General features: G+C 37.2%; 17 protein-coding genes. 11 read left to right on the forward strand and 6 right to left on the reverse strand.

Translation table 11 applies throughout. From position 1 onward, the window contains the following. Positions 1–153: 153 nt before the first annotated feature. Complete coding sequence (locus tag MWU84_RS22335; protein ID WP_188313489.1) at positions 154–1,026, reverse strand: lysophospholipid acyltransferase family protein; 873 nt, start codon at positions 1,024–1,026, stop codon at positions 154–156. 57 nt (positions 1,027–1,083) lie between these two features. Then, positions 1,084–1,692 (reverse strand): TetR/AcrR family transcriptional regulator, encoded by a 609-nt coding sequence (locus MWU84_RS22340; protein WP_246906006.1) that lies wholly within the window; start codon positions 1,690–1,692, stop codon positions 1,084–1,086. Between the two features lie 85 nt (positions 1,693–1,777). Here MWU84_RS22340 and MWU84_RS22345 point away from each other — a divergent pair, with 85 nt between their 5' ends. From MWU84_RS22345 to MWU84_RS22365, 5 genes are all read left to right on the forward strand, one after another. Then, a complete protein-coding gene (locus MWU84_RS22345; RefSeq protein WP_188313491.1) occupies positions 1,778–2,218 on the forward strand; it encodes a PaaI family thioesterase in 441 nt (146 codons plus the stop codon). 75 nt (positions 2,219–2,293) lie between these two features. Next, positions 2,294–3,634 carry a TolC family protein gene (locus MWU84_RS22350; RefSeq protein ID WP_246906009.1) on the forward strand — a complete coding sequence of 447 codons (1,341 nt, stop codon included), beginning with the start codon at positions 2,294–2,296 and terminating at the stop codon, positions 3,632–3,634. Positions 3,635–3,642: 8 nt separating this feature from the next. Next, positions 3,643–4,707 (forward strand): efflux RND transporter periplasmic adaptor subunit, encoded by a 1,065-nt coding sequence (locus MWU84_RS22355; protein WP_188313492.1) that lies wholly within the window; start codon positions 3,643–3,645, stop codon positions 4,705–4,707. A 41-nt stretch (positions 4,708–4,748) separates the two neighbouring features. Beyond that, complete coding sequence (locus MWU84_RS22360) at positions 4,749–7,919, forward strand: efflux RND transporter permease subunit (RefSeq protein WP_246906012.1); 3,171 nt, start codon at positions 4,749–4,751, stop codon at positions 7,917–7,919. Between the two features lie 165 nt (positions 7,920–8,084). After that, positions 8,085–8,792, forward strand: a complete 708-nt coding sequence (locus MWU84_RS22365; RefSeq protein WP_246906016.1) for a hypothetical protein — start codon at positions 8,085–8,087, stop codon at positions 8,790–8,792. A 514-nt stretch (positions 8,793–9,306) separates the two neighbouring features. Here MWU84_RS22365 and MWU84_RS22370 read toward each other — a convergent pair. The 3 genes from MWU84_RS22370 to MWU84_RS22380 all read right to left on the reverse strand — a co-directional run bounded on the left by MWU84_RS22370 (position 9,307) and on the right by MWU84_RS22380 (position 11,970). Next, positions 9,307–9,600 carry a hypothetical protein gene (locus MWU84_RS22370; protein WP_246906019.1) on the reverse strand — a complete coding sequence of 98 codons (294 nt, stop codon included), beginning with the start codon at positions 9,598–9,600 and terminating at the stop codon, positions 9,307–9,309. Positions 9,601–10,491: 891 nt separating this feature from the next. Further along, complete coding sequence (locus tag MWU84_RS22375) at positions 10,492–11,046, reverse strand: YbhB/YbcL family Raf kinase inhibitor-like protein (RefSeq protein WP_246906022.1); 555 nt, start codon at positions 11,044–11,046, stop codon at positions 10,492–10,494. Positions 11,047–11,133: 87 nt separating this feature from the next. Then, the gene (locus tag MWU84_RS22380) at positions 11,134–11,970 is read right to left on the reverse strand and encodes an AraC family transcriptional regulator (protein WP_246906025.1); all 837 of its coding nucleotides are present in this window, start codon (positions 11,968–11,970) and stop codon (positions 11,134–11,136) included. Positions 11,971–12,539: 569 nt separating this feature from the next. On the opposite strand from MWU84_RS22380, the gene MWU84_RS22385 reads away from it, so the two are divergent. From MWU84_RS22385 to MWU84_RS22410, 6 genes are read left to right on the forward strand one after another with little or no spacing between them, the layout of a single operon-like run. Next, entirely contained in the window at positions 12,540–13,043 is a 504-nt protein-coding gene (locus tag MWU84_RS22385) for a transcriptional regulator (protein ID WP_246906028.1), read from the forward strand. Between the two features lie 13 nt (positions 13,044–13,056). Continuing rightward, a complete protein-coding gene (locus tag MWU84_RS22390) occupies positions 13,057–14,184 on the forward strand; it encodes an efflux RND transporter periplasmic adaptor subunit (protein ID WP_246906031.1) in 1,128 nt (375 codons plus the stop codon). Between the two features lie 21 nt (positions 14,185–14,205). Beyond that, positions 14,206–17,337, forward strand: coding sequence for an efflux RND transporter permease subunit (locus MWU84_RS22395; protein ID WP_246906033.1), 3,132 nt, complete (start codon positions 14,206–14,208; stop codon positions 17,335–17,337). Between the two features lie 5 nt (positions 17,338–17,342). Beyond that, positions 17,343–18,764 (forward strand): efflux transporter outer membrane subunit, encoded by a 1,422-nt coding sequence (locus MWU84_RS22400; RefSeq protein ID WP_246906036.1) that lies wholly within the window; start codon positions 17,343–17,345, stop codon positions 18,762–18,764. Positions 18,765–18,803: 39 nt separating this feature from the next. Next, a complete protein-coding gene (locus tag MWU84_RS22405; RefSeq protein ID WP_246906038.1) occupies positions 18,804–19,619 on the forward strand; it encodes a universal stress protein in 816 nt (271 codons plus the stop codon). Positions 19,620–19,653: 34 nt separating this feature from the next. Then, positions 19,654–20,250, forward strand: a complete 597-nt coding sequence (locus MWU84_RS22410) for a TetR/AcrR family transcriptional regulator (protein ID WP_246906041.1) — start codon at positions 19,654–19,656, stop codon at positions 20,248–20,250. 46 nt (positions 20,251–20,296) lie between these two features. On the opposite strand, the gene MWU84_RS22415 is transcribed toward MWU84_RS22410, so the two are convergent. Next, the coding region (locus tag MWU84_RS22415; RefSeq protein WP_246906044.1) for a DoxX family protein at positions 20,297–20,664 on the reverse strand (368 nt) is incomplete at its 5' end.

A 20,664-nucleotide genomic window follows, 5' to 3' on the forward strand; every position in this document is an offset into this window, starting at 1 on the left:
TATAGCGGATATGATAAGGATCACCAAAATGATAAATAGCACTAGGTCGTTAATCCTTTTGTCACGGTTCTTTCTAGTCAAATATAATTGGTCTTAAATTTCAATAACTTTTTGGATAGACCAGATAATGCCGGGAACTTTAAAATCCCATGTTCAGGCACTTAACTTCCATCTTCTATGGCTCCATAGCCAAAGTTCCGGCGAATTCAAGATTACGTTTTCCAAGGCCTCTGCATATTCTTCTACAATCCCATTGGTTCTCATGGAAACGGGATTGTCCGTAATTAAACTAAAACGTAGTCCATAGTACCCTCTTCTTATTTTTTTGAAAGAAGGAAACAGAACAACTTCACCGGTTTTTTTGGCAAGCTTTTCGGCCCCTACAAAAAAGGCCGTTTCCCGATTCAAAAATTGGCACCAATGTTTGGTATTGATCCTAACGGGGCTTTGATCACCGATGATGCAGTTCATCATAAGGACATTTTTCCGTTCAAGGTCGATAATGGTCCTATATCCCTTGGCGGATTCAATGCAATGCACACCAAATCGCTCTCTGATAATTTTAAATAGGTCGTTGAAATAGTGGTTTTTAATCGGTTTGTAAAATGTATTTGCCCGGTATGGAAAAAATAGGGGTAGGAATATCAGCCATTCCCAATTTCCCTGATGGGCCGTATAAAGCAAAATATTCTTTTTCTCGCCCAAATAATATTCTACCAAATCCGGATTCTCTATACGCAAACGTTTCATCGCCGACCTTTTACTGATGGTCAATGTCTTAATGGATTCGACAAGTATATCACAGAAATACCGATAGAAGTCCTTTTCGATTTTTCTCCGTGTGATCTGTGGTTTTTGAGGAAAGGATTTTTTGATATTGTCCGATACCACGTTCCTTCTATACTTCATTAGGTAATAGACCACTACAAACAACATGTCTGATAACACGTACAGAACGGGCATCGGCAGTACCGAGATTGCATAAAAAGGCAAATACCTGATTTTGGGCAGCATATTGTTTTTCATTTCATAAAATTTATAATTTTACAGGCAACAGATAACTATTTTTTTTACACTCATAATTTATTTTTTGATTCCTTTCATGAACATATTAAATGCGCTTTCATATTGTTTCCTCAATAAAGAATACTCTGTTTCCGTGATATTTACGGTATCTTTTTTAACAATTACATTGTGCCGCAACCCTTGGAAGATTGCAATGAACAAATCGGAAAAATAGGCGACATCAAGATTTTGAAAATCTTGAGCGGCTATACCTTTTGCCAATATTTCACCCACTAGTCGTATTTCTTTTTTGCGAAAGTTTTCAAATAGCCGGGCGTACACGGGCTTTAAGCTGTTTATGGATTCCAGGCTCAAAGCACTGAGATGTACAAATTCGCGAAAGTAGATCAGTCGCTTTTCTAGATAACCATGCAATAAGTCTTCTGCAGGAACACTTGAGGAAAGGAGTCCTTCAAACTCGTTTAAAAGTGTTCTATATACTTCCTTAACTACTTCCTTGAATAATTCTTCTTTATTGGGGAAGTAGTAGTACAGGGATGCCTTCGATAGACCTATATCCCTGGCGATCTCCGTCATGGTTGTTTTTTTAAGGCCATAACGGCAAAATCTATTCTTGGCGGAATCAAGTATTGACAAAAAAACATCGTCACTCTTACCGTTGTCCATTTGACTTTTTTAGTTATAAAGTCAAAAATAGTATTTATATTCGCAAAAGAAAAATATTATTCCTTTAATTTTTAAAATCAGAATAATGCGGGAAAAAGGGCAAGATGACCATTCGTTTCTAAAGCATGCGATTGAAAACATGATGCCGGCCAATAAAATATTAGGACTGAAAATCATGGAGATCAGACCTCGTTACGTGATCATCAAAGTCCCTTTTAAGAAAGAATTTATAGGAGACTATCTGCAAAAACGATGGCATGGGGGTATTTTGGCCGCTATCGCCGATACGGCAGGAGGAGCTGCCGGAGCGACGACCCTCGATTCCTTACAGGACAGGATAAATACCTTGGATATGCGGATCGATTATCTCCATCCTACCGTTGAAGGTTATATTTTGGCCAAGGCAAAGATCGTTAAAAGTGGTAAGGCGACCGCTGTAGTAGACGTGGAACTTTTCCAAAGTGAACAAAAGGATCCAGTGGCTTTGGCAAGATGTATCTATAGCATACATAGAAACGGCTCCTAGGCTTTGTGTAATAAAGAATTATGCATAAAAAATAGGACATCCAAAAATTTCTTCCCATTAAATACGTATCCGTTTATGATCAAAAAAAATTTAAGTATTTCCCTTTTATGCCTTGTTTGCATAGTCAATGCCCAAGAAATAAAACAGCTTAGCCTAAAGGAGGCCGTTAGCTATGCACTTGAAAACAAGGCCGATGCACAAAAATCGAAGTTGGCCATTGAAAATAGTGAGTACCAAATCCAGGAAGTTCGTTCGCGGGCAATGCCACAGATCACAGGAAACGGTAGTTTGGTCTATAATCCCATTCTACAGACCAATGTGATCGATGGAAGTTCATTTGGGCAACCGGGCACCATTATACAGGCAACTTTGGGCCAAAAATGGAATTCGATCTTCGGTGTTTCGTTGAACCAGACCATATTTGACCAATCGGTTTTCACAGGTTTAAAAGCCGCAAAAACTACCCGTGAGTTTTATCAGATCAATAATCGATTGACGCAAGAGCAGGTAATAGAAAAAGTAGCCAATAGTTACTATCAGGTATATCTACAACGTTTAAACCTTCAGGTACTCGATAGTACATTGGTAAACACGATCAAGGCAAAAAATATCATTGAGGGTCAGTATCAAAATGGGCTGGCCAAGAAAATCGATCTGGACAGGATCATTGTAAAAATTTCAAATTTCGAGACCCAACAGCTCCAGATAATCAATGCGCTGCAGCTTCAAGAAAATACCCTGAAATTTTTTATGGGTATGCCCATAACCGCACAAATCGAAATTCCGGAAATCGAGTTCGAATTCAGACCAAGTGAGGCAGCTTCATCCATGGATACTGAGAACCGAACGGAGTATCTGCTTCTTAAAAAGCAGGAACAATTGCTGACCTACCAGAAAATGGCTGTCAAGGCGGAATTTTATCCAACGCTTTCCCTGACAGGTGGGTACAATTATCTTGGCCAAGGCCCGGATCTTCCCTGGTTCAAAAAGCCGGAGGACAATGTATATTGGTCCGATTTTTCATCGATAGGATTAAATTTGAAAATTCCCATTTTCGCGGGTTTTGGGACGCGTTCCAAAGTAAGGCAGGCCGATATCGATCTGCAGATCTTACAAGAGGATATCAAGGATACCGAATTGGCCTTGGACCTTGATTACGAAAATGCCCGAACCCAAATAAACAATAGTATTGCGACCATCGACAATCAAACCGAAAATGTCAGGTTGGCACAGGCAGTATTGGACAATACCAGAAACAATTTCGTCCAAGGTTTGGCTCCGCTAACGGATCTACTGGATGCAGAAAACGCCTTGACCGAGGCTAGGAACAACTTTAACACCGCAATTTTACAATACAAACTGGCAGAAATCCTTTTGTTGAAGGCCAAAGGGGAATTAATGAAATTAACAAATTAATGAGCACGATGAAAAAGAACATAATATACATATTTGTAATTGTAGTGGCATTGGCCCTGATCGCCTTTACCTTAATGAACAATAAACAGGAAAATCAAGCAAAGACAGATATCGTTGCACAGAAAAACGCTAGCGTCGCCGTAAAAGTGGATACGGTAAAAACGGAAACCAGTTCCCTCAATTTTACAGCGAATGGCAATTTTGAACCCTTTAAAGAACTGGATTTTTCTGCGGAAAAGCCAGGTAGGGTCGTTAGGGTTTTGGTAGAAGAAGGTGATCATGTCAGAGTAGGCCAAACTTTGGCAATTGTGAGAAGTGAGCAGGTATCGGCAGAACTGCACGCTGCCGAAGCGGCCTATCAGAATGCGTCCACAAATTTCAAACGTTTTGAAAATGCCCTAAAAACCGGTGGAGTGACCGAACAACAAATGGATCAGGCCAAGCTGACCTTGGTAACCGCACAATCGAGACTGGAACAGGCCAAGGTAAATGCTGGGGATGTCAACATAAAAGCTACGATAAAAGGAGTTGTGAACAAACGTTATATCGAACCGGGTTCTGTTCTGGGAGCGGCAACGCCAATGTTCGAAATTGTCGATGTCTCGAAACTGAAACTAAGGGTTACGGTCAACGAGTCCCAAGTGACCAGTTTAAAAGTTGGCGACCCGGTAAATGTGAAAGCCAGTGTTTTACCTGACAGAACTTTCTTGGGGAAAATCACGTTTATAGCACCGAAATCGGATAGCAGTTTGAATTTTCCGGTGGAAATCGAGATATCGAACAATCCGGACAGCGCCTTGAAGGCGGGCATGTACGGGACGGCAACGTTTACTTCCTGGGACCGGGAAAGCAAAATGATACTGTTAGCACCTAGAAATGCGTTCTTGGGAAGTGTAAGCAGTAACCAGGTTTTCGTGGCCGAGGATGGAGTTGCAAAACTGACCGACGTGACGGCCGGAAGAATATTCGGTGATAAGGTCGAAATATTGGATGGTCTGGACAGCAATGAACTCGTAGTAGTTACCGGGCAGATCAATCTACAGAACGGTTCCAAGATAGACATCATCGACTAGAGCCCGACAATAACCTCAAACATTTTATTCCATACTATACTATGAAATTAGCGGAAATTTCCATAAAACGGCCTTCATTGGTCATTGTGCTGTTTACCATACTTACACTCGGGGGCCTGTTCAGTTATAACCAACTGGGATATGAATTGATACCTAAATTCGACCGAAATGTCATAACCGTCGCCACTATCTACCCCGGTGCCTCGCCCAGCGAGATCGAAAATACCGTGACAAAAAAAATAGAGGATGCGGTTGCCTCCCTGGAGAACATCAAAAAAATAGAATCGCGTTCTTATGAAAGTCTTTCCACGGTTGCGATTACCTTGACGGATGATGCCAATGTTGATTTTTCCCTGAACGATGCACAACGGAAGATCAATGCCATTATCAGTGATCTGCCCGATGATGCCAAAACACCCTCTTTAAGCAAATTTTCATTGAGCGACCTTCCGATTATGACAATTGGTGCTAATGGCACGATGGATGAAATTAAGTTTTATGACCTGATAGATAAAAAAATTGCCCCTTTGCTTTCCCGGGTCAATGGTGTGGCACAGATAAATTTGATCGGGGGGCAAGAAAGGGAAATCCAGGTAAATTTAGATGCCGACCGACTTCAGGGATATAACCTTTCCATACCTCAGGTCCAACAGACCATCCTGGCCTCGAATTTGGATTTCCCCACAGGAAATATTCAGACCAGACAGCAAAAAATATTGATCCGATTGGCCGGAAAATATATAAGCGTTGAAGAGCTGCGCAATCTAGTGGTCGCGGATCAAGATGGCATCCAAGTGAGGCTCGGTGATATTGCGGATGTTCAGGACAGTCAAAAAACACCCGAAAAAATTGCAAGGGTAAATCAAAAAAGTGCCATCCTATTGCAGGTAATCAAGCAGTCCGATGCCAATGCCGTGGCCGTAAGCGAGGATATATTGAAACGGATAGCACAGCTCGAGACCGATTATAAAGCCATAGACCTCAAGCTCAATGTCGCCAATGACAGTACTGTTTTTACCTTGGAGGCGGCCGATTCGGTAATCCATGACCTATTGATCGCTGTGTTATTGGTAGCGATCGTAATGCTCTTCTTCTTGCACAGTGTAAGAAACTCGCTAATTGTAATGGTGTCCATACCCGCATCGTTGATTGCGACATTTATAGGGTTTTTGTTGTTGGACTATACCTTGAACCTAATGAGTTTATTGGGATTATCTTTGGTGGTAGGTATCTTGGTGGACGATGCCATCGTTGTACTCGAAAATATTTACCGGCATATGGAGATGGGCAAAAACCGTGTCCGTGCGGCCTATGACGGTACCGCTGAAATCGGGGGCACAGTAACATCCATAACGTTGGTAATTGTGGTCGTCTTTTTTCCAATTGCCATGAGCAGCGGTCTGGTGTCCAAAATTATTACCCAATTTTGTGTGACCATCATAATTTCCACTTTGTTGTCCCTCCTGGCATCGTTTACCATTATTCCTTGGTTATCGTCCCGTTTTGGAAAATTGGAGCATATCACTGGTAAAAACCTGTTCGGTAGACTTATCATCAAATTCGAAACACAATTAAAACGTTTTACGAATTGGATCTCGGGCTTATTGACCTGGTGCCTGGATCATTATAAAACAACCTTGTCTGTCGTCTTGGTTATATTCTTTGCTTCGATTGCCTTGGTAGGGGCAGGATTTATAGGAGGTGAATTCTTTGCGGCATCGGATAGGGGCGAGTTTTTGGTGCAGATAGAACTACCGAAAGATGCCTCATTGGAACAAAGTAATTTTATGGCCCAAAAAGCAGAGGCCTTTTTGAATACCCAGGAAGAGGTCAAGAGCCTTATCACTACTGTAGGCCAGACCAGCGAGGGCTTAGGTGCTTCACAGGCTACCGCTTATAAGGCCGAAATCAACGTTCAAATGGTAGATGAAAAGGAACGGCTGGACGATTCTTATGTATTTGCCGCCAAAACAAAACGTCGTTTAGAGAAAATATTGGTAGGCGCCAAAGTGAAGACTGTACCTATAAGTCTTTTGGGAGTGGCGGAGGAAGCCCCGTTGGCCTTGGTCGTGACCGGGCCTAGTTTGGATAGTGCCATGGTCTTTGCCAGAAAGGCCGAGGCGGAACTATATAAAATTCCCGGGGCCACGGAAATCGAATTGTCCGTAGAAACGGGAAACCCTGAAATCAATGTTCAGGTAGATCGGGATAAGATGACCTCTCTAGGCTTATCGTTACAAACGGTAGGATTGACAATGCAGACCGCATTCAACGGGAATACCGATGGCAAATTCAGGGCGGGAGAATATGAATATGATATTAACATCCGCTACAATAGTTTTGATAGAAAAAGCATTGCCGACGTAGGGGATTTGATCCTTACAAACAATCAAGGGCAAGAAGTAAAACTCTCACAATTCGCTGAGATCGTGGAAGCTTCAGGCCCGAGCCAATTGGAACGTCGGGACAAGACCGCGTCAGTTACCGTAAAAGGGCAGTCCGTTGGCCGGCCGGCCGGTACGGTCGCCGATGAATGGGAAGCTGCCTTCCAAAATGTCGAACGGCCCACGGGAGTCGATTTTGTATGGGGGGGCGATAAAGAAAGGCAGTCGGAAGGGTTTGGAACACTGGGAATTGCTATGTTGGCGGCGATCATATTGGTCTATTTAGTAATGGTTTCCCTGTACGACAGTTTTGTGCACCCCTTCGTAGTTCTTTTTTCCATTCCATTATCGTTCATCGGAGCTTTGCTGGCATTGGCGTTAACAAATAATTCCCTGAACATCTTTACCATTCTTGGTATAATTATGTTGATCGGGCTAGTGTGTAAAAACGCCATTATCCTGGTTGACTTTGCCAATGAAAGGGTCCGGTCGGGGGAAACGGTCAGGAACGCTTTGATACAGGCCAACCACGCACGTCTCCGCCCAATTCTGATGACCACCATTGCCATGGTTTTCGGGATGCTTCCCATTGCTTTGGCCTCAGGCCCGGGATCAGGATGGAAAAATGGTCTTGCCTGGGTTATTATCGGAGGTTTGATTAGTTCACTTTTCTTGACCTTGATAATAGTACCGGTAATATATAATTTAATGGAAAAATTGGTACATAAGTTTACCAAGGGAACAAAAACTGATTATGAGGGGCTCATGGTGGCCGATTACGAGCATAAAAAATTGGTAGATGGCTTTAACCCAGACCACACATTGTGAATTAAAGCTCCTTCAAAAGGAGGAAAACGCGCCAAATCGGGTGAATTCTCCAATCCAAAACAATTTCGAAGTAATGAAATGTAGTTTGTATGTTTAAAGGAGAAAGCCCGGTGAGGTTTTCTACAAGTTTAAAATTGTAGAACTATAACTTAAACATCTCTAGACATGAAAACATTTCAAATTACTAAAAAATTAGATTATACTGGAGAATCTATCTATGTCGGTATCGATGTCCGCAAAAAAAATTGGGGCGTGTGCATTTTGACGGAACATTTGGAGTATAAAGTATTCTCTCAACCTCCCAGACCTGAAGTTTTGGCCAATTATTTATATAGGCATTTTCCCAATATGGATTATCACAGTGCTTATGAAGCAGGGTTTTGTGTGTTTTGGATCGATCGACAGTTGCAATCACTGGGTATTTCCAACTTAGTAGTCACTCCTTCCGATATTCCTACCACCGACAAGGAAAAAAAGCGAAAAAATGCCGAGGAGTTACGAAACCGGAATCTAGAACGGATCTATGTGCCCGACAAGGATATATTACAGGACAGATTGCTGTTAAGGACCGGAAAAAAATTGCTGTCGGATATTAAACGTTGTAAAAACCGTATCAAATCACAACTCAATTTCTTTGGGGTAAAAATCCCAGAGGAATGGGACAGGCCGTATTGGAGCAAAGGCTTTAAATCATGGTTACGAACGGCTCTACCCGAAGGAACCGGAGATTTGTTGACACATGTACAGTTGGCAGAAATGGAAGAGATAGAAAAACAAAAAAACGTGTGGAAAGGAATATTGTATTGCTTTCCAAGGAAAAATATAAGGTCCTTGTGGATTTATTACGTAGTATTCCCGGTAACGGCACATTAGCCGCCATGATATTGATTACGGAACTGGTCGATATGTATGGTGGCATGAAGTAAAATATGTAATTTGCCTATGACCTTCATTAGTCAGGGAATCGTTCGGGAAGGGTACGGCACTCTCTTAGGAGAAGTCCGTTGCATTGTAGTTTACGGCCCCCAACCTATTATTTCCATAATACAAGTTTGCAGCAAAGCCATTAGACAAAGTCTGTTGATAGAATATATAGGCTGTTTCACACATCCTAAAAGGATTGATATGGTCTTAAAACGAAACTTTTAGAGAATATCCTTGGTTTATAACATAGAGGCCTTCCCTAAAATCGTTCCCTGTATAGCCCCTTTGGTAATGTTATTCGTTTTTCAATTTGCATGCTGATTTCAACCAATTCATTATTCGTTGTCAATATCATCTTTGTTTTCTAACTTGAAGGTGTGTTTAACAACTTTATGCAAGTTTTTTTTCTAATATGGCTACTTTACCGATCACTTAATTTGTCTACAAAAGTATTCCAAAATTGTTATGACTGTCCTATTTCATAACTCTTTAATCCAAGATTATTCATAAAACCACAGAGATATATAGCGTCAATCACTTTTGATCGTGCATATTCGGCACAAAAATCTGGTGGATAATCATACATTCCATGATAAAAAATAAATTCTAATTTTTCAGCGTTTTTATATGGTCTAAGTATTTCAAACATATTTTCTATAAATTGAGTTTGCAGTAATTCCGATGAATTGTTCTTAGTTGATGATGGATAACCAATTTCTGTAAAAACAAATGGTTTATTACCTGCTTTTTCAGGCATAAATAAGATATCTGAATGAACTTCATTTGGCGAACGCATTTGCCAATTTGGATTTGTTGTATTGCACAGAGCCGATTTAATATTTTCTTTTCAACTTAAGTTACATTTTAAAAATCCAAAAGGCAAGAACCTTTTGTAGCCTTGGCATAATGAAATAGGTCATAAAACTTACCAAGATCAACGAAACAAATAACATCCTCAAATTAGGATGAAGAAATGTCAAATATTTGTTTGCCAAAGAGGTTAAAATTAATATTAAAGGAAAAATTACAAGCCATGTAACCAAACCCATTTTCCATTTAGTGGGGACTATAGTACTTGCTGTTTTGGCAAATCGAACCAAAATTCCAATCCTTCTTGATGTCTAACTTTACTTTGTTTAGTAACAAATTTTTTTAATTCATTTGACCGATCTTTTCTTGTATCAGAATCTTCCCAAGCTTTGTAATTGGTCCCATTATCAAACTACGCAAGAAGCAAAAACTCCAGGTTATCATTATCTTCTAATTTAAGTGATTTAATTTCTTGATAGCCCTGAAAAGATTTTGCTTTTTCAAGTACACTTAACAAGGCTTTGTGAAAATCTTTCTCTTTTGTTTTATCACATAGTGAGAAACCGCTATCATATAGTTTTTTTCCATTCTGCTGAAGTTGTTCAATAATTAATTTTATTTGGGTTGTTCTATAATATTGGGTAACGGATCGTTTATGCTCAGAACGGGGCTACACGAACTGCTTTTCTCCCGCGCGATAGCCAAAATCTTTTTGTTTTATCTTGTACCGCGTAAAAGCCAAATCTAAATGATTTGGCGGACTTTGTAAACAGAAAAGGACGTTTGGTTTAGCACCAAACGCCCTATGTTCCTTGGATACGGTTATTGTGTGCAGTATTTATTTTTCTCTCTTGTAATAAGCTACAATACTTGCTTTTGCCAATGTTTGATTCCAAAGGTTAAAACCCACGATAGCCGGGTTTATATTTTCGTCCAGCCCTAATTTGTCTGTTTTTAGAGCATGAACAGTAATTATATATTGGTGTATTCCGTGTCCTTTTGGTGGGCAAGGCCCTCCGAATCCTTTAATTCCATGATCCGTTATACTTTGAATTGCTCCTTTAGGTATTAAATTAAGTTCAACATTTCCTGCATTAGTTGCTAATTCGTTTACGTTTGCAGGAATATCAAAGACAACCCAATGCCAAAATCCACTTCCGGTTGGTGCGTCCGGGTCATACATTGTAATTGCAAAACTTTTTGTTCCTTCAGGTGCGTTTTCCCAAAATAGTTGAGGCGATTGGTTATCTCCAGAACAGCCAAATCCGTTAAACTCTTGTGTTTTTGTAGCTTCTCCACCCAAATCGTTACTTGACAAAGAGAACGTTTTCTGTGCGAAAATTGCTGTCGAGAACATCAAGGACAGTATTAAAATTAAATTTGTTTTTTTCATTTTGTTATGTTTTAAGATTGAATACAAATTTCAACCAATATTATCAAAAAGCATATCTTTAAACGTTCAAAAACTGTTGCAAAAAGGTCATCTTATTTGGTGTTGTTTTGGTGTACTATGGTATTTTAATTTGTAAGCCTGAATAAAACTTGATAAATTTTCGTAACCAATTTCAAGATAAATTTCAGAAGATTTTTTTTGTTTTTGAGTGAGTAAGTAATGAGCGTGTTCTAATCTCTTGTTTTGAAACCATTTGATGGGCGATTGAGAATAATATTTTTCAAATTCTCTCTTAAATGTTGATACGCTCATATTGCATAAAAATGCCAATTGTTTTAAGGTGAGTTTTTTCAATTGATTATTCTCAACAATCCGAGTAAAGTTCTGTGCAATAGTATCATTATGCATCGTTAAAGAATATAAAATAGAAGTGCCGTATAATTCAATAAGATAAAGTATTATTTCTTCAAATTTTACTTCAATTATTTTTTTTTGTGCTGTTTTTGAAAGTTTGGAAATATCTGCCAAACTATCTACAAAACGTTTAATATATTCATCATACTCAAACGAGTAAACAGATTTGTATTCCGCTGTTTCAATATTCTTTAGGTTAAATTTTCGAATAAATTTCGATAAAATTTCATTTGTAAAAAACAGAAGGATGCTCCTGTAATTTTTAATTTCTGATAGTTTTTCTGTCATCAGACAAAGACCAGATTTCATAATTAAAAACTTGCGATTGTCGATAGATAGGTCTGAATTATCAAAAACAACTTCCTTTTTACCTTCAATTAGAAAACTAAATGTGTTTTGATTTAGAATAACTTGTTGTTTAGAAGTTTTTTTTGAACTACTGTAGTCATAAACCTGAACGGATTGTGACTTTTCTAAATTTAATGATTCTGGAAGTTTAATTATATTCATTCTTATTTCTACGTGTCTTTTGAGCTTGTCTAGTTTAAAGTAATAGACGTCAATATTTAAATAAATAACTTAAATGACAGTAAATATATTGAATTATGGATGTTTTTAGGGGACAAGACCTTCTAGAGTTCTCCTATCGGTTCAAAACGGATCAGGGCTGCAATAAATCTTTATCAACAACAGTGGGAAGCGGAAGTCCCCACGGATAAATGGAAAGGGTGCAGGCCTAAGAATGAAGTACGATTTAAAAAGGATAATGTATTAACAGTAAGCATTCAAGTACTTAGGAAGGGGCTTAAAAGTGCACCATAGGGGGCGGCGATTGCTAGTGCCAAACCGGTCAAACAAAGGGTTGATAAAAAACTCAAAGAAATTCGGAATCGCATAACTGATTCAGGCAAAACCATAAGAACATGACCATTTGGAAAAAGAGGTTACTTTTTAGATGAAATAAATAAATTTCCGTTTATTCCGTTTATTCGGTATATTACGAACTAAATTGTATATTTGCCGCTAATTTTGTTTTATTTACCTAAATCACTTTACATAAAGCAAGAATAAAATCCAAAATGAAAGAAAAAATCTGCAAAGAAAAAATGGACTTAGTTGAAAAACTAGGTGTGCACTTAGAGAAAAGAGAACAGTTAGCCCCTGTTGCAGCACGTATTTTAGCTTACATCATTCTTACTGGTAAAAAAGGAACCACCTTTGAAGATATGGTAACTATCCTTCGTGCAAGTAAGAGCACTATTTCTACACACCTCAATCATTTACAGGATTTAAAAAAAATAGTGTATTTCACAAAAACTGGAGATCGCAAAAGATATTTCATTATAAATAAGGATATGATTGTTCAGCACATCGATACCATGATAAATGAATGGCAAGAGGTTAAAGCGTTACATTTAGAAATAAAGAAATATAAAGAGACAATTAACACACAGAAAACTAAAAATGAAGAAGAAAAATTCGATTTGAATTTTCATAATGACTATATCAAATTTCTAGATGAAGCAAGTATGTCAATAGAACAATTAAGAAAAAAATTAACAGATAACCCATTCAATATTTAAAGTCAAATTAAAAATGAAATACAATAAATTATATACCATCTTGTCGCTAAGTATATTCTTAGCCATTGTAAGTTGTGGTGATAAACAAGAAAGCCAACAAACCTCTCAAAGACCACCTGCTCCTTTTCCAATAACACAAATACAACCTAAAACAGTTACAGGATTTACAGAATATCCAGCTAGAATTGAAGGTGTAATAAATAGTGATGTTAGAGCTAAAGCATCTGGTTATATTCAAAAAGTATTGGTGGACGAAGGTCAAAAAGTAAGTAAAGACGAAGTGTTATTTAAGTTAGAGACACAGTCTTTAAGTCAAGATGCTGCAGCAGCAAAAGCACGTATTAATGTGGCACAAGTAGAGGTAGATAAACTTATTCCTCTTGTAGAAAAAAACATCATTAGTCCAGTACAATTGGAAACTGCTAAAGCTAATTTGGCACAAGCCAAAGCAGCCTACAGTAGTGTTTCTGCAAATATAGGCTATGCCACAATCAAAAGTCCGGTAGATGGTTATGTAGGTACAATTAATTTTAGAGAAGGCGCATTAGTTAGCCCAAATACTGCAACACCTTTAACTACGGTCAGTAATATAAGTAAAGTGTATGCATTTTTTAGTTTAAATGAAACCCAGTATTTAGACTTTTTACAAAATGCTGAAGGTAAAAACTTAAAAGAAAAATTAGGCAATTATCCAGATGTAAACCTAATTCTAGCAAACGGAAATACGTATTCTGAAAAAGGGAGTATTCAGACTAGTTCTGGACAAGTTAACCAAAACACAGGAACAGTAAGTTTAAGGGCTGTTTTTAGTAACCCAAATCAGTTGTTAACTAATGGCAACAGTGGTAAAATTCAAATACCAACGGTTTACGAAAATGCAACAGTAGTGCCTCAAGACGCAACCTTTGAGCAACAAGGAAATATTATGATTTTTAAATTAGGAGAAAACAATATGGTTGCTTCCACATTGATAAAGATTAAAGCCAATATAGATAATTTATATGTTGTAGAGTCTGGTTTAGAGCCCAAGGATAAAATAGTAGTTTCTGGAGTTGGTAAGTTAAGAAACGATATGGATATAACACCAAAAGAAGTAGCGTTCGATAGTATTACAAAGCCAATAAAACCTTTATTCCAATAATAATCTTATAATCCTTAATTCATGTTAAAGACATTTATTGAAAGACCTGTATTATCTACGGTTATTTCTATCATCATAGTCATTCTAGGGGTTTTAGGTTATACCACCTTAGCCGTAGAACAGTATCCAGATATTGCACCGCCAACGATTAAAGTAACAGCGACCTATCCAGGAGCTAGTGCAGAAACCATATTGGAAAGTGTTATCATACCTATTGAAGAACAAATAAACGGTGTAGAAGGCATGACGTATATCACGTCTTCTGCAACCAATAATGGTACCGCAGATATTACGGTATATTTTGACCAAGAGACCGATCCAGATATTGCTGCGGTAAATGTTCAAAATCGTGTATCTAGAGCAAATCCGTTATTACCACAGGAAGTTGTTCAAACAGGAGTCATTACACAAAAACAACAAACATCTGCTTTAATGTTTATGTCTGTGTATTCAGAAAATCCTGATTACAATGATACATACGTTCAGAATTATTTAAAGATAAACGTCATTCCATCATTACAACGTGTTAATGGTGTGGGAGATGTAAACGTGTTTTCAAGACAGGATTATGCGATGCGTGTATGGTTAAAGCCTGAAAAATTAGCGGCTTATGGTTTAATACCTTCAGATATTCAAACGGCATTAAGAGAGCAAAGTTTAGAAGCTTCAGCAGGTTCTTTAGGACAAAACAGTGGTGAAGCATTTTCATACAACATAAAGTATAGCGGACGATTTAAAACTGAAAAACAATATGAAGACATTATTGTTAAAGCCTTGGACAATGGCGAATATTTACACTTAAAGGATGTCGCAAGCATAGAATTAGATGCACAAAGCTATGATGCTTCTTCAAAAACCAATGGGTTTCCAAGTATTAATATGGCAATTTATCAAACTGCCGGTTCCAATGCGCAACAAATTATTACCGGAGTTAAATCTGAACTGGCACGTTTAGAAAAAGATTTCCCAGAAGGTGTTAAAGTCTATATCAATTACGACACTAATGATTTTTTAACGGCTTCCATGAATAAGGTTAGGAATACACTTATAGAAGCCTTTATTCTGGTCTTTATAGTTGTATTTATCTTTTTACAGGATTTTCGTTCTACATTAATTCCGGCCATTTCGGTCCCGGTTTCTATTATTGGTACATTTTTCTTTCTTAATTTATTTGGCTATTCCATTAATTTACTCACGTTATTTGCTTTGGTACTTGCCATTGGTATTGTGGTAGATGATGCCATTGTGGTTGTAGAAGCGGTCCATGCAAAGATTGACGATGGAGCAAAAAGCGCCAAAAAGGCAACATTGGATGCAATGCACGAAATATCTGGAGCCATTATTTCCATTACCTTGGTTATGGCAGCGGTTTTTGTACCTGTTACCTTTGTACAAGGACCTACAGGTGTTTTTTATGAGCAATTTGGGGTAACATTAATTATAGCCATTTTAATTTCAGCGGTAAATGCCTTAACCTTGAGCCCAGCGTTATGTGCATTGTTTTTAAAGCCTCATGATGAAGATGAACATGAGAAGAAAAGCTTTTTACAACGTTTGTACAGTGCTTTCAACAAAGCGTTTCATGCAACCACGCAACGCTACGGAAGATCGCTATCCTTTTTATACAAGAACAAATTTGTTACAGTAGTAATTTTAGTATTAGCATTTGTTGGTATCTGGTGGTCAGCAAGTACAACGCCTACTGGATTTGTTCCAAGTGAAGACAGAGGTGTGATTTTTGTAAATGTAGAATTACCAGCAGGCGCATCTATTGATAGAACCTACGAAGTAACCGAAGAAATTTACGCCAAGGCAAAAAATTTAGAAGGTGTGCAAGGAATTTCATTAATTAACGGTGTAAGCTTAATCAGTGGTGCAGGTAGTAATTATGCATTAGGATTTTTAAAATTAAAAGATTGGTCAGAACGTGATGAAAGTGAGAGTAGTGAAGCCATTACTGGAAAATTATTTGGTATAGCCGCAGGAATTCCCGAAGCTAACATAATTTTCTTCGCACCACCAAGTATTCCTGGTTTTGGAATATCAGCTGGTTTCGAAGTGAATTTATTAGACCGTACAGGTGGCGATTTTAGCGATTTAGACCAAGCAACGCAACAGTTTATCGGCAGTTTAATGCAGCATCCTGAAATTAAATACGGACAGTCGTCATTTAATACCAAGTATCCACAGTACGAAATGGAAATTAACGTCCCCCTGGCTAAAAAGTCTGGTGTTCCTATTAGTAGTATTTTCTCCACGATGCAAGGTTATATTGGAGGAGTGTATGCCGCAGATTTTGCACGTTTTGGCAAACAATACCGTGTATATATGCAGGCATTACCAGAAGATCGGGCAGACAAAAGTGATTTAAATGAATTATATATAAAAGCAGGAAATGGTGAGATGACACCAATTACACAGTTTGTTAATTTAAAGCGTGTATATGGACCACAATCTGTAACCCGTTTTAACTTGTACAATTCCACAAAGGTTTCTGGTGCAGCAAATCCTGGATTTAGTACAGGTGACGCTTTAGCAGTCATTGAGGCTGAGGCAGCAAAATTACCAAGTAATTATGAGGTAGCTTATTCCGGGTTGTCACGTGAAGAGGTAAATGCAGGTAATCAAACCACTATTATATTTATACTTTGTATTGTGTTTGTGTATTTCCTATTGGCTGCACAATATGAAAGTTATTTGTTGCCATTAGCCGTTATTCTTTCTTTGCCATTAGGTGTATTTGGAGCGTTTTTCTCAACCAAAATGTTAGGATTGGAGAACAACATCTATTTTCAAATTGCTTTGATCATGCTTATTGGTCTTCTCGCTAAAAATGCCATATTGATTGTGGAGTTCGCTGTACAAAGAAGACGAAATGGAGAAAGTATAGTAGATGCTGCTATACACGGAGCAAAAGCACGTTTACGACCTATTTTGATGACTTCTTTTGCCTTTATTTTAGGATTAATGCCATTAGTGTTGGCATCTGGTGTAGGCGCAAAAGGCAATAATTCTATTGGTACTGGTGCTGCAGGAGGAATGCTCATCGGAACCATTTTAGGAGTTTTTATAATTCCAATCCTATTTATATTTTTCCAATGGTTACAAGAAAAAGTTTCTAGTAAACCAGCAGTACAAACTATTGAAGATTAAGCGTAATGAATTTAAATATAAAACATAGAAATTTTAATAAAGGAGCACTATTACTAATCGTTGCATTAACATTACAAAGCTGTTTTGTAGCAAAAGATTATGTGAGACCAGATATTGAAACAGAAACTGAAGCTCTATACCGAACAGAAAATTTGCCAACAGACAGTGTTTCAATAGCAGATGTATCTTGGAAAACCTTATTTACAGACCAATATCTTCAACAATATATAGAAGAAGGTCTGCAAAACAATATGGATGTTCGCATTGCGCTTCAGCAAATTATAGCAGCCCAAGCTTATGCCAAGCAAGGTAAGGCAGGTTATTTACCATCGGTTAATGTTGGTGTAAACTGGACACATCAAGAATTATCCAAGAACACTCAGTTTGGTGCATTCTTAAGTGATACTTCTACAGACCAATATGATGTTACGGCAAACCTTTCTTGGGAAGCAGATATTTGGGGAAAAATACGAAGCAATAAAAGAGCAACGCAAGCAGCATATTTGCAAAGTGTTGCTGGACATCAAGCCGTAAAAACGCAGTTGATTTCTAGTATTGCCAATACGTATTATAACTTATTAGCTTTAGATGAGCAGTTAAAAATTACTAAAGAAACTATTGCAACTAGAGATAGTAGTGTCACAACTATTAAAGCGTTAAAAGAAGCAGGTCAAGTCACACAAGTTGCTGTTGACCAAAATATAGCACAATACAATAGTGCAAGAGCCTTACAGGTAGATATTGAAACTGCAATTTTTAAAACGGAAAATACTCTAAGTATTTTACTTGGAAAAGTACCTCAATATTTTGAAAGAGGCAGTTTAGATTTTCAAAATATAGAACAAGATATTATTCTTGGTGTTCCTGCAACATTGCTTAGTAATAGACCAGATGTTATGGCTGCTGAGTATGGTTTAATTCAGTCTTTTGAATTAACCAATGTAGCTAAAAGCAACTTGTATCCATCATTAAAATTAACAGCGTCAGGAGGATTTCAAAGTTTAGAATTAGATGAGTTATTTAATACCAATTCATTATTTGCTAATATCATTGGAGGTTTAGCACAACCATTATTTAATAAACGTGCTTTAAAAACTCAAAAAGAAGTAGCAATTGCACAACAAGAGCAGGCATTACTTGAGTTTAAAAAGACTTTGTTGATTGCCGGTAGTGAAGTATCCAATGCACTGTTTACTTATGAAGCTGAAACTAAAAAATTCGAATTTAGAAAAAATGAAGTTGAAGCCTTGCGTACAGCAGAAACAAACTCTGAAGAATTACTTATAAATGGATATGCCAATTATCTGGACTTATTAACAGCGAGAGAACGGGCCTTGAGTGCAGAGCTTAATATTATAGATAGTAAGTTACAACAATTAGTATCTATTGTAGACTTATATGAAGCTCTTGGCGGCGGATGGAGATAATATTAAATACCTAATAAACATTCATTCTTAACCAAAACTATGTACTCAATTTTAGTTGCAACAAATTTTTCTAAAACCTCTGATAATGCTGTACTTTATTCAGCATCATTAGCTCAATTATTAAATACTAAACTGGTGCTTTTTAATGCTTTTAAGTTGCCTATTCACGCTTCAAATGCGCGAATATCGGCGACTTCAATGGATGCCTTAATTGAAAAAACCAAAGAGAAATTAAGCACACAAGCTTTAAAATTATCGAATAAATTTAAAATTGAAGTTGAGTATCAATGTAGTTATTTGGATTTTGAACTTGAAATAGATTCTATATTGAAATCGCATAACTCAAAATTTCTAGTTATGGGAATGTCGGCAAAATCACTAGAACAAAATTTGCTTGGAAACCCAACAACAACCTTGGTCAGTATGAAAAATTTTCCAGTGTTGGCTATACCCGTAAATGCTAAATTTTCTGGGATCCACAAGATTCTTTTTGCCTGCGATATACTGCAGAATATACCCTTACGGACCTTGGCAAAATTAAGGAGAGCCGCCATTCAGCTTAAGTCTGAAGTAACTGTGTTTTATGTAGAAAAAAAAATAAATGAACTAAAATCAGAAAACAAAGCTTTTGAGAATATAGAAAAAGGCCTGGAAAATGTTACGTATTTTTATAAGAAAGTGAACTCAGATGCTGTAATAAAAGCAATTGAGAAGGAGATTGAAAAATCAAGTTTTGATTTGTTAGTGATGATGCCAAAAAAATATGGTTTTTGGGAATCTATAGTCCATAGAAGTAAAACTAGAGTTATGGCCTCAGGCATAAACATACCATTATTGTCAATTCCAATAGATTGATATTTAAAAACGAAAGGTTACAAATAACTGAAAGATGGTCACTAAAGCAGAATTGTTAGCGTATTCTATTACAAAGTTTACCCAATTTGGAAGTAAACACGTAACGTTAGACGAATTAGCAAATGAGCTTGGTATATCAAAAAAAACAATTTACACGTTTTTTGATAATAAAGAAGACTTGGTAACCTCCAGTCTTGAAAGTTTATTAAATGAGTATAAAGAAGATATAAATGGGTTGATCAATAGCCATAAAGACCCTATTTTGTGCGTCATCCTAATTTACCAGAGAGGGTTTGAGTATTTAAAATACTTTAAACCCTCTTTTCTTTTTGGATTGGAAAAATATTATCCCAAAGCAAATTCGCTGTTCAATAATTTCGTGAAAGAATTATCACATAGCATTGTTTATAAATTACTGAAGCAAGCACAAGAAGCTGGAGATATAAAAGAAGATATTAATGTAGAACTACTAGTGAAAATCTATTTTTTTAGAATTGACAATCTGGTGTTTAAAAAGAACAATTTATTTGAATCTTACGGAAAAGCCGAATTATTTAAACACTTAGTCATTTATAATTTGAAAGGAATAATTACAAGTAATTATTCCAATTCTTATTTTGATCTGGACTAAAACATTCAAATCCTTTTAGGCAATAGTGTTTTTAACTACTAAATATTTATTTTTTTAGGCTTTCCTTTTTTTCGATTTTTATGATTGGCTGGTATTTATTCCAGTTGGCAACAATTACCCAAATATTAATTGCAAATAATATTAATGCGATTCCAATACCTGATAGGTCGTGTACTAAATGGTGAACAATTATCCCAACCATAACAGGAAGAATTACTAAGGCTCCCAATGCTCTTGTTTTCGGGATTGCTATTAAAGCACCTCCAATGATTTCAATAATTGCTACAAGTGGAAAAATCCATTTTATTGCCATAAAGCTGCCCATAATTTGCATCATTTCTTCAGACATTTCAGGCATAGGCATATAGTTGAAGAATTTGTTTAATCCTGAATTAATCATCATTAATCCGAATA

The organism is Arenibacter sp. F20364, assembly GCF_023015905.1.
Taxonomy (GTDB): Bacteria; Bacteroidota; Bacteroidia; order Flavobacteriales; family Flavobacteriaceae; genus Arenibacter.

Excerpts from the sequence above, each read along its gene's own strand:
- MWU84_RS22375 (WP_246906022.1), bottom strand. The coding sequence starts at position 11,046 with ATGAAAAAAACAAATTTAATTTTAATACTGTCCTTGATGTTCTCGACA.
- MWU84_RS22345 (WP_188313491.1), top strand. The coding sequence starts at position 1,778 with ATGCGGGAAAAAGGGCAAGATGACCATTCGTTTCTAAAGCATGCGATT.
- MWU84_RS22335 (WP_188313489.1), bottom strand. The coding sequence starts at position 1,026 with ATGAAAAACAATATGCTGCCCAAAATCAGGTATTTGCCTTTTTATGCA.
- MWU84_RS22350 (WP_246906009.1), top strand. The coding sequence starts at position 2,294 with ATGATCAAAAAAAATTTAAGTATTTCCCTTTTATGCCTTGTTTGCATA.
- MWU84_RS22360 (WP_246906012.1), top strand. The coding sequence starts at position 4,749 with ATGAAATTAGCGGAAATTTCCATAAAACGGCCTTCATTGGTCATTGTG.
- MWU84_RS22410 (WP_246906041.1), top strand. The coding sequence starts at position 19,654 with ATGGTCACTAAAGCAGAATTGTTAGCGTATTCTATTACAAAGTTTACC.
- MWU84_RS22380 (WP_246906025.1), bottom strand. The coding sequence starts at position 11,970 with ATGAATATAATTAAACTTCCAGAATCATTAAATTTAGAAAAGTCACAA.
- MWU84_RS22355 (WP_188313492.1), top strand. The coding sequence starts at position 3,643 with ATGAAAAAGAACATAATATACATATTTGTAATTGTAGTGGCATTGGCC.
- MWU84_RS22365 (WP_246906016.1), top strand. The coding sequence starts at position 8,085 with ATGAAAACATTTCAAATTACTAAAAAATTAGATTATACTGGAGAATCT.
- MWU84_RS22405 (WP_246906038.1), top strand. The coding sequence starts at position 18,804 with ATGTACTCAATTTTAGTTGCAACAAATTTTTCTAAAACCTCTGATAAT.
- MWU84_RS22385 (WP_246906028.1), top strand. The coding sequence starts at position 12,540 with ATGAAAGAAAAAATCTGCAAAGAAAAAATGGACTTAGTTGAAAAACTA.
- MWU84_RS22370 (WP_246906019.1), bottom strand. The coding sequence starts at position 9,600 with ATGCCTGAAAAAGCAGGTAATAAACCATTTGTTTTTACAGAAATTGGT.
- MWU84_RS22395 (WP_246906033.1), top strand. The coding sequence starts at position 14,206 with ATGTTAAAGACATTTATTGAAAGACCTGTATTATCTACGGTTATTTCT.
- MWU84_RS22400 (WP_246906036.1), top strand. The coding sequence starts at position 17,343 with ATGAATTTAAATATAAAACATAGAAATTTTAATAAAGGAGCACTATTA.
- MWU84_RS22340 (WP_246906006.1), bottom strand. The coding sequence starts at position 1,692 with ATGGACAACGGTAAGAGTGACGATGTTTTTTTGTCAATACTTGATTCC.
- MWU84_RS22390 (WP_246906031.1), top strand. The coding sequence starts at position 13,057 with ATGAAATACAATAAATTATATACCATCTTGTCGCTAAGTATATTCTTA.